Annotated in this window: 10 protein-coding genes; all 10 read left to right on the forward strand. The window is 36.1% G+C overall.

The genetic code is table 11. The features are described from left to right. Positions 1 to 498 (forward strand): hypothetical protein (locus BLP55_RS17095; protein WP_091146994.1); only part of this gene is annotated, 498 nt, incomplete at its 5' end. A gap of 540 nt (positions 499 to 1,038) precedes the next feature. After that, entirely contained in the window at positions 1,039 to 1,629 is a 591-nt protein-coding gene (locus tag BLP55_RS15715; protein ID WP_091146996.1) for a TetR/AcrR family transcriptional regulator, read from the forward strand. Continuing rightward, positions 1,626 to 2,030: a hypothetical protein gene (locus BLP55_RS15720; RefSeq protein WP_091146998.1), complete on the forward strand. Its 405-nt coding sequence runs from the start codon at positions 1,626 to 1,628 to the stop codon at positions 2,028 to 2,030. The genes BLP55_RS15715 and BLP55_RS15720 overlap by 4 nt, the downstream gene beginning before the upstream one ends. Further along, positions 2,023 to 2,484 carry a hypothetical protein gene (locus BLP55_RS15725; protein ID WP_091147000.1) on the forward strand — a complete coding sequence of 154 codons (462 nt, stop codon included), beginning with the start codon at positions 2,023 to 2,025 and terminating at the stop codon, positions 2,482 to 2,484. The genes BLP55_RS15720 and BLP55_RS15725 overlap by 8 nt, the downstream gene beginning before the upstream one ends. Next, on the forward strand, positions 2,481 to 2,768 hold the full coding sequence (locus BLP55_RS15730) for a cupin domain-containing protein (protein ID WP_091147003.1): 288 nt from the start codon (positions 2,481 to 2,483) through the stop codon (positions 2,766 to 2,768). Before BLP55_RS15725 ends, BLP55_RS15730 begins: the two co-directional genes overlap by 4 nt. Positions 2,769 to 2,782: 14 nt before the next feature. Continuing rightward, entirely contained in the window at positions 2,783 to 4,117 is a 1,335-nt protein-coding gene (locus BLP55_RS15735) for a TolC family protein (RefSeq protein ID WP_091147007.1), read from the forward strand. An 8-nt stretch (positions 4,118 to 4,125) separates the two neighbouring features. Next, positions 4,126 to 5,196 (forward strand): efflux RND transporter periplasmic adaptor subunit, encoded by a 1,071-nt coding sequence (locus tag BLP55_RS15740; protein ID WP_091147011.1) that lies wholly within the window; start codon positions 4,126 to 4,128, stop codon positions 5,194 to 5,196. Between the two features lie 12 nt (positions 5,197 to 5,208). Continuing rightward, complete coding sequence (locus BLP55_RS15745) at positions 5,209 to 8,301, forward strand: efflux RND transporter permease subunit (RefSeq protein ID WP_091147014.1); 3,093 nt, start codon at positions 5,209 to 5,211, stop codon at positions 8,299 to 8,301. A 449-nt stretch (positions 8,302 to 8,750) separates the two neighbouring features. Next, complete coding sequence (locus tag BLP55_RS15750) at positions 8,751 to 9,146, forward strand: energy transducer TonB (RefSeq protein WP_139149760.1); 396 nt, start codon at positions 8,751 to 8,753, stop codon at positions 9,144 to 9,146. Between the two features lie 218 nt (positions 9,147 to 9,364). Further along, a partial coding sequence (locus BLP55_RS17475; RefSeq protein ID WP_139149613.1) for a helix-turn-helix domain-containing protein occupies positions 9,365 to 9,506 on the forward strand: 142 nt, incomplete at its 3' end.

Genomic DNA, 9,506 nt, shown 5'->3' on the forward strand with positions numbered 1-9,506 from the left:
GGAAGAATTATCAGTTTTGAGAATACTATCGAAGACGGCAAATTGCTAAATGGAGGCAACGCCAGCGGTTACAAAACGTTGCGTTTCAATATTAAAAACAAAAAAGGAAAGACCGTCGGCAAAACTCTTTTTGTATACAAACTTGTTGCTGAACTCTTTTTGCCAAAGCCTTCTGAAGAATGCGTGCATGTAATTCACTTGGATTATTCCCGCGATAATGACATCGTCACAAATCTAAAATGGGCAACAGCGCAAGAAGCGAAAGAACATCGCATGAAAAATCCGAATGTAATGAACATTGGAGCCAAGGTTCGTGAATACAGAATTAAAGCTGACGGCAGAAAACTTACCTCTACAAAAGTTATACACTTGAAAAAATTGCTTAATGATCCGGAAAGAAAAACGCGAATCAAAATGTTGGCGAAACAATTTGGGATAAGCGAAATGCAAGTCTGTAGAATAAAAAGCGGAGAAAATTGGGGACATATCAAAGTGTAGGAACCGAACGGCTAACCACCGTTTCAAGCAATTGCCGCGTTTTCAGTAAGTTGACGCTTGGTTTTCACGAAGAATGTTTTATCTTCACCGAGCGAACTCGGTCCGCTTTGATCGGCAACTGCGTGAAGCGGCCTAACGTTATAAGCAAGCCTAAAAGACGACCGTGCAACCGTAAGACGGACAACAAAACGTCCAGACTTTTGACTTTCAAACTAACTTTCGGGCGACAAAAAATCGGTTGACCATTTCGCTGTAACTCGACACCGACCAGACAAGTTTGCGGACACCCAAGCCAACGCATTTGTTTTAAAAATTTTTCCCACCGCACATTTAAAAAAATAATTTTAGTCAGCCCGCATTGGCACATTTGGGGTTTGCCCCCTCACACAACCCAACACACAGGCAAACCCCAAAAGAGCCAATTAACCACCGCACCAAGAAGATTTTCGTCACATTTTAAAGTTTGCTCAAAAAAACTTGCAAGTGTGAATATAAATCAATTACCTTTACAGAGTGAATACTCACTAACATACATTTGAAATGATAGCAACAATATCTGACAGACAACTTGAAATTATTGAAGCGGCAGGAAAAATACTCACCACTTCAGGGGTTAGTGGCTTAACTATAAAGAACCTTGCCAAAGAAATGAAGTTTTCTGAAAGTGCTATTTACAGGCACTTTACAAGCAAGGAAGAAATCATTATTGCCTTACTTGAATATCTTGCTAAGAGTATGGATGAACGCTATACCAATACGATTTCAAGTGAACAATCAGCCGAAGAAAAATTTACAACGCTATTTCAAAATCAATTTTCATTTTTTAAAAAGCATCCGCATTTTGTAGTGGCAGTTTTTTCTGACGGATTAATGGAAGAAAGCCAACGCATCAATGAAACAATATTGAAAATAATGGGTGTAAAAATGAAACACCTGATGCCTATTATTCTGGAAGGTCAACAAAAGAAGGTTTTTACTAATGCAATTACATCCGATGAGTTAATGCATATCGTGATGGGAACTTTTAGACTGCAAATGTTTAAATGGAGAGTTGCAAATTTTCAATTTGACATTACTCGAAACGGTGACAATATGATACAATCTGTATTAACATTAATCAAATCTAAATGAAGAAAATACTTCCATATTTATTTGCAACTCTCCTCGCTGGGTTTGGCTTGCTTACTTTATTCCTAAGCACATCTGTAATTTTTGATTTGTTTGGTATTAGAGCCAAAGAGGGCAATTATGTTCTGTTTGTGGTTTGGTCAAATTTTATCAGTAGCATTCTATATATTTTTGCAGCTTATGGGTTTATTAAAAACAAAAGATGGACAGCTACACTCTTAGTAATTTCAACACTCATACTGATAGCCGCTTTTATCGGTCTTAAAATTCACATCAATTCAGGTGGCATTTATGAAACAAAAACTGTTGGTGCAATGATTTTCAGAATAGCGGTAACGTTTGTATTTGCAATCATTGCATTTTTCACTATCAATAAACAATTAAATAATAATCATAATGAATAAATTAATCTTAACATTTGCCGTAGGTAGCTTATTGCTATACAGTTGTGGCAATTCCACAAACGAGAAATCAAATAATCAAACAGAAGTTGCCGAACAAAATAATCATCATCACGATGATGAAAGCGAAGCAATTGAACTCAACAATGGCGAAAAATGGAAAGTTGATGCCAATATGATAACACATATTCGCAATATGGAAAATGATATTAATCACTTCGCTAATGTTGAGCAAAAAGACTTCAAATCATTAGCTGAAAAACTACAAACCAATATTGATTTACTTACATCTAATTGCACAATGAAAGGCAAAGCACACGATGAACTTCATAAGTGGCTTTTGCCATACATTGATATGGTAAAGGAACTTTCAGAAGCTAAAAACGAAACCGAAGCATCAGAGCAGTTTAAAAACATACAAACTTCATTTTCAACATTTAACCAATATTTCCAATGAACATAAAAGAATTACATACACAAGAAAAACCAGTTTCAGCAACTTCTCTTTTCAAAAGTGACCTGGGTAATGCAACAGCTATCCAAATTTTGAAAGGCGAGAAATTAAAAGAGCATATCACCAAAACACCAGCACTTTTGATTTGCGTGGAAGGAGAAGTGATTTTTGAAAATGAAAAAGGGATAATGGAAACACTATTGTCAGGTGACTTTATAAATATTGAACCAATGGTAAAACATTGGGTTGTAGGAACAATTGAAAGTCAATTAATACTCATTAAGTAAAAAAAATTTGACCAATGAAGTTAGCGAATATTCACAAACATTATTTTGTTCTATTATTGATAATAGGAGGCTTTCAATCCGCACAAGCACAAACTTGGACTTTGCAACAATGTATTGATACAGCACAGGTTCACAATAAAAACCTGCAAATGAGCAGAAACAATATGGCCATTGGTGAACAAAGAGAGAAAGAAGCCAAAGCCAATTTAATTCCTAAAGTTACAGCAAATGCAGACTACAGATATTACTATAATTTACCCTATCAACTGCTTCCAATAAATGCTTTTAATCCAGCAGTTCCAGAAGGTCAATATAGAGCAATTCAGTTTGGAGTTCCGCATAACATCAACGCCAATTTGCAACTATCAATGCCTTTGTATAATCCACAAGTTTATGGAGCCATACAAACTACTAAAATTGCTTCGGAATTGACAGACTTGCAGTATCAAAAAACGGAGGAGCAAATCTATTTTGAAATCTCCAATTTGTATTACAATGCCCAAATCTTGCACCACCAATTGGCATTTATTGACAGTAATTTGATTAACGCAGAAAGGCTTCTGAAAAATATGCAATTGCTCAATGAACAATTGCTTGTCAAAGGAACAGATGTAAGCAAGGTAAAATTACAAGTATCACAATTAACCACCCAAAAGGAAACCATCAAAAGCAAATACGAGCAGGTTCTAAATGCCTTGAAATTTGCTATGGGTATTTCTATTGAACAAAATCTGCAAATTGAAGCAAACATTCAATATCAAAACACAAATGAATACACATCTTCATCAACTTTAGATATTCGTATTATAAAAACTCAAAAACGTTTATTGTCAATTGAAATAAGCACACTAAACAAATCAAGATTTTTGCCTTCGCTTAATCTTATTGGAATGTATGGCACAACAGGCTTTGGTTATAACGGACAACCTGCTTCTTTCCTTGATTTTTATCCGATTGGTTTTGCAGGTGTTCAATTAACCTATCCGCTATTTAACGGAACAGTTACTCAACGAAAAATCAATCAAAAAACATTGGAACTTCAAAACAATGAACTTCAGTTTGGATTGCTTACTGAACAAAATAATATGCAGATTGAAAATGCTCGAATGCAAAGAGAAATTGCTAAAAAATCTGTAGAAACCACAACTGAACAAATTCAATTAGCTCAAACAATCTATGAGCAAACCGTTCTTCAACAGAAACAAGGAACGGCAAGCTTAACGGATGTTTTGCTTGCTGACAATGCTTTACGAGAAGCACAACAAACTTATCTATCTGCTGTAATTGATTACCTAAAAGCAGATTTAGAACTAAAAAAACTCACTGGAAATATTTCAATAATCAAATAATTATCACAATGAATACAAAATCATCAATCCTAAAAAAAGTGCTATACGTCATCATACCGTTGGTGATAATTGCCATTGTGGTAATTAAGTTGAAAACAAACAAGGAAATTACGCAGAGTAAAGTGTATCAATACGATAAAGAACAAGCTATTAATGTTCAAGTAGATACATTGCAACTTGAAAATGTGAATGCAGAATTTTCTTATTCAGGCACATTTGAGCCCAACAAGGAAACAAAAATAAGTGCCGAATTACAAGGGAAAATTAACACCATTTTAGTTGATGTCGGAAGTGTTGTAAGTAAAGGTCAAACTTTAATTCAATTGGATAATTCATTGCTGAAATTGCAACTGCAAACTATTGAAGTGCAAATAGAAGGATTAGAAGCAGATGTAAACCGCTATACCATTTTGGCTAAAGCAGATGCCATTCAAGGTGTTCAATTAGAAAAGGCGGAATTAGGTTTGAAATCTGCAAAAGTTCAGAAAGCTACTTTGTTGGAGCAGATAAACAAAACTACTATTAAAGCACCTTTTAGCGGTGTAGTTACGGCAAAGCATAGTGAAGAAGGGGCCTTTGCTGCACCTGGAGTTCCATTGCTTCAAATTACAGATATTTCAATGCTAAAATTCACTGTAAATGTTCCGGAAAATGAATTGAGTAAATTCAAAATCAATCAAAACTATTCTCTTAGTTCAGATGCCTATCCCGAAATTTCATTAAATGGCAAAGCTATCATGATTGGTAGTAAAGCCAATATGGGCAGTAGTTTTCCAGTTCAGTTTATGGTAAATAACACATCGGACTTGAAAATAAAATCTGGGATGTTTGGTAAAGTTTTCCTCAAAAGTGAAACGTCTGGAAAGGGAATTATCATACCGTCATCTGCCATACAAGGCACAGATAACCAACCACAGGTTTATGTTGTGAAAAATGGCAAAGCCCTTTTGCAAAACATCACTATTTCAAAAAGGACACAAAACAAAGCTGTTGTTTCAAATGGATTAAATGAAGGTGATGTAATTGTAACGAATGGCTTCATCAATCTTTTTGATGGGGCGAATGTAACTGTTAAATAAAATCAGCGAAAAATGAATATTACAGAAATATCAATCAAACGTCCTTCGCTGATAATAGTGCTTTTCAGCGTATTTACTTTATTAGGATTTATCGGGTATAAAAATTTGAGTTACGAGTTAATGCCCGACTTTAATCAGCCCGTAGTTGTAATTAAAACTGTTTACCCTGGTGCCGAACCAAACGAAGTAGAAACATCCGTTTCACGAAAAATAGAAGATGCTTTATCCAACTTGGAGGGTGTAGATTACTTGGTTACAAAATCATTGCCCAATGCTTCTATCATCATAGCCAATCTAAAATATGGGACAGGTTTGGATAAGGCAATGCAAGACGCACAACGCTACATTGACAACATTCGCAAAGATTTACCACAGGATATTTTAAGTCCTGTAATGAGTAAAGTTTCGCCAAATGATTTGCCGATAATGTCCATCAGTGCAACAAGTGATTTGTCTGCCACAGAGTTTTATCAAAAAATGAAAGATGATTATCTGCCCCAAATTCAACAAATAAAGGGTGTAGCAGAGATTACTGTTTTAGGTGGAGAGGAAAGAGAAATACAAGTAAAAATAAATCAGGACAAACTGAAATTGTATAAAATATCAGTAGTTCAGGTTGTTGAAGCAATTAATCGTTCGGGCTTAGACTTACCCGCTGGAAAAGTGCAAACCGAAGAAGAAAGTAATTCAGTTCGATTAACGGGAAAATTCGCATCTATTGAGGATATTAAAAATGTTCAGGTGGCAATGCCAGTTATAGGAAGTCCTGTTTATGTAAAAGACATAGCAGATGTTATAGATGGCATAAAGGAAACAACTTCCATCAGTCGCTATAATGGTAAAAACGGCATTGGATTAATGCTGAAAAAGCAAGGTGATGCAAACGCAGTAGATGTTTCAAAATTGGTTCGGGAGAAATTTCAATCCATTGAACAACAAAATGCAAGTTCGGGTGTGAAATTTATTATTGCAGACGATAGCACCGACAACACGATTGCAGCCGTTAATTCCGTTGTTTTTGATTTGATTTTAGCTGTGATATTGGTGTCTTTGGTAATGCTTTTATTTTTAAGAAGTTTTAGAAATTCACTAATTGTTTTGGTAGCTATTCCAACTTCATTAGTTACTGCCTTTGCTGTAATGTGGCTTTTGGGTTACACCTTAAACTTAATGACATTGCTGGCAATGTCTTTAATCATTGGTATTTTGGTAGATGATGCTACCGTAGTTTTAGAAAACATTCAAAAGCACTTAGACAAAGGAAAAGACAAGCGATCTGCTGCAATGGACGGCAGAATGGAAATTGGCTTTGCAGCATTGTCAATCACCTTGGTTGACGTTGTGGTTTTCTTGCCTATTCTTTTTCTACAAGTGTTTGTTGCTGATATGCTCAAGCAGTTTTCGGTTGTGGTAATAACTTCCACACTCACCAGTTTGTTGGTTGGTTTTACTTTAACGCCTTGGATGGCTTCTCGTATTGGCAAAAAAGAAGATTTGCAACCCACTAATTATTTCAATCGTTTTTTACTTTGGTTTGAAGTTCAATTAGAAAACTTTAATGAATGGTATGGTCGAAGATTAGAATGGGTATTGAGCCATAAATTAGCTTTTACAGGTATCGTTCTTATGCTTTTTGCAATGACTTTAGGTATTATGAAACAAGGAATTATTGGTAAAGAATTAATATCAACAGGCGATCAAGGTAAATTTAGAATGGCATTAGAATTTGATAAGTCCACCTCTATACATCAAAACAATTTAATTGCTCAAAAGATTGAAACATACATTATTCAACAACCCGAAGTAGCAACAGTATTCAGCAACATTGGCGGACCAAGCACAGGCATTGGAAGTTTGGGTGTAGGTTCAGCAAATAAAACTGAATTTACAATTCAACTAAAATCCAAAAAGGAATTGAATAATTTGCCTACCGAAACATTTATGAAAAATCTTCGGGAAGAACTAAAGTCAAAATTTCCGAGTATCAATTATTCAATGGCGGCTTTGGGTTTAATTCCACGTTCAGCACCAATCGAAATTACGTTAAGCGGTAGCAATTTGGATTTGGTGATGAAAACAGGCGATGAATTGAAAACGGTAATCGAAAAAATTCCAGGTGCGGATAATGTTCGCTTATCCGTTGAAGCAGGTAATCCCGAATACAAAATAATTCCCGACAAAGATAAAATGCAACGATTGGGTTTAACAACCGCTTATGTTGGATTAAACCTAAGAACTGCATTTACAGGAAATGATGATGCGACTTTAACCGAAAACGGAACGGAATATCCTGTGCGAATTTGGTTAGATGAATTTAGCAGACGAAATTTTGAAGATGTTCAACAACTTTCTATTATTAATCCTATGGGAATGCCAATGGAGGTTTCACAATTTGCAACTGTTGTGCAAGGTAATTCTCCATCCTTATTGGAACGTAAAGACCGACAACCATCCGTTACACTTACAGCAGATGCCTTAGGCAGACCATCAGGAACAGTAGCAGACGATGTAGTAGCATATCTCAAAGAAAATCCATTGCCAAACGAAATACAGATGACTTGGGGTAGCGACATCAAAAGACAAGATGATAGTTTTGGAGCATTAGGTTCTGTTTTACTCATTTCATTTTTGCTGATTTACCTGATTATGGTAGCACTATATGACAGTTTTGTTTATCCATTTGTAGTGTTGTTTTCTATACCAGTAGCAGCAATTGGGGCGTTTTTCGCATTGAATTTGTCGTTAAGCAATCTGAGTTTATTCGCCTTATTGGGGTTAATTATGCTAATGGGCTTAGTGGTAAAAAACGCTATTCTAATTGTCGATTTTACTAATCAATTAAAAGCAGAAGGTAAACATTTCAAAGAAGCCTTAGTCATTGCTGGGAAAGGTCGTATGCGACCTATTTTAATGACAACGCTTTCAATGGTTGTTGGAATGCTTCCTATCGCAATGGCAACAGGAACAGCAGCCGAATGGAAAAACGGTCTTGCTTGGGTAATCATTGGTGGACTTCTATCATCCCTAATTTTGACTGTGTTTTTAATTCCTATGGTTTATTATTTAGTGGACACAGCGAAAGAAAAGCTTAACAGAAGAAAATAGCCATCACACAGGTGTAAGCACATTTGCAATTACTCACTATTGCTTATTTATAGTGTTCGTGAACTTCGTTTCGCACAAGCCAACGCACAGACCAAAAATTGCAAAAAAGCTTACACCTTTACCACCCAAAGAAAAATTATTTTTTTAAATTTCCTTCCCTTCTAAAATTTTTAAAGCCGCTACCTACAGCCGACACAAACAGACTCATTCGCAACTCGACAATGACAGCGAAACTCACAGCAGACAAGGACTTAACAACCTCGACAGACAGAAGGCCTGCTTATAACAGCGCAGTTAAGCAAGAGCTGGATTTCGGTAAGTTGAACGTTCGTTTTTCACGAAGAATGTTTTATCTTGGCAGAGAGAACTCAGTTCGCTCTGACGCTCCTGCGTAACTGCGCGAAACGTTGAGCGCCATTCGTAAAAACGTCGTAAATATGAAAAATTGCATGAAAATAATAATTACAGTAATTCTATTTGTTTTCTCTTTTAAGGCTGCTTCACAAAATAATGACTCCATAAGAAACGAGAAACCAATTTTAAATTTAGATAAAATAGATACTCATCCGAGTTTTCCTGGCGGGCCTGGAAAAATGTACAAATTCATCAATGAAAATCTAAAAATACCAAGCGATGCACCTAAAACGGAACGTAAAATATTTGTGCGCTTTGTCGTAGAAATCGATGGAACATTATCCAATATTGAACTTTATAAAAAAGACATTGATCCAATAATCTCAAACGAAATTATTCGAGTTCTCAAATTGTCTCCAAATTGGAATGCAGGAAAGTTAAACGGAGAAAAAATAAGAGTTCTTTATGGAATGCCTATCAATATTTACTAAGCGAGTGAACGGCGCTCAACCGCCGTTTCAAGCCATTGCCGGGTTTTCGGTAGCCGGAGGTTGCGGTTTCACGAAGAAACATTATCTTCGGCAGAGAGAACTCAGTCCGCTCTGATCGGCAACGGCGTGAAGCGGCCTAACGTTAGCAGGCATTTTGTCAGCATCGGGACAATTCAATAACTTAATGCAACAAGTCTAATCCTTAGATTTGCTGCCTTATGGACAAAAAAAGAACACGCCTCAAACTCGAAGAAAGAGTCATCATACAAACTTTACTTGCCGAAAAAAGATCGATTTCATACATCGCCGATAGGCTCGAAAGGAACAGATCGTCGATCCATCGGGAGGTCAAAAAATGGG

Source organism: Flavobacterium caeni, assembly GCF_900101895.1.
Taxonomy (GTDB): domain Bacteria; phylum Bacteroidota; class Bacteroidia; order Flavobacteriales; family Flavobacteriaceae; genus Flavobacterium; species Flavobacterium caeni.

Excerpts from the sequence above, each read along its gene's own strand:
- BLP55_RS15750 (WP_139149760.1), top strand. The coding sequence starts at position 8,751 with ATGAAAATAATAATTACAGTAATTCTATTTGTTTTCTCTTTTAAGGCT.
- BLP55_RS15740 (WP_091147011.1), top strand. The coding sequence starts at position 4,126 with ATGAATACAAAATCATCAATCCTAAAAAAAGTGCTATACGTCATCATA.
- BLP55_RS15735 (WP_091147007.1), top strand. The coding sequence starts at position 2,783 with ATGAAGTTAGCGAATATTCACAAACATTATTTTGTTCTATTATTGATA.
- BLP55_RS15720 (WP_091146998.1), top strand. The coding sequence starts at position 1,626 with ATGAAGAAAATACTTCCATATTTATTTGCAACTCTCCTCGCTGGGTTT.
- BLP55_RS15745 (WP_091147014.1), top strand. The coding sequence starts at position 5,209 with ATGAATATTACAGAAATATCAATCAAACGTCCTTCGCTGATAATAGTG.
- BLP55_RS15730 (WP_091147003.1), top strand. The coding sequence starts at position 2,481 with ATGAACATAAAAGAATTACATACACAAGAAAAACCAGTTTCAGCAACT.
- BLP55_RS15715 (WP_091146996.1), top strand. The coding sequence starts at position 1,039 with ATGATAGCAACAATATCTGACAGACAACTTGAAATTATTGAAGCGGCA.
- BLP55_RS15725 (WP_091147000.1), top strand. The coding sequence starts at position 2,023 with ATGAATAAATTAATCTTAACATTTGCCGTAGGTAGCTTATTGCTATAC.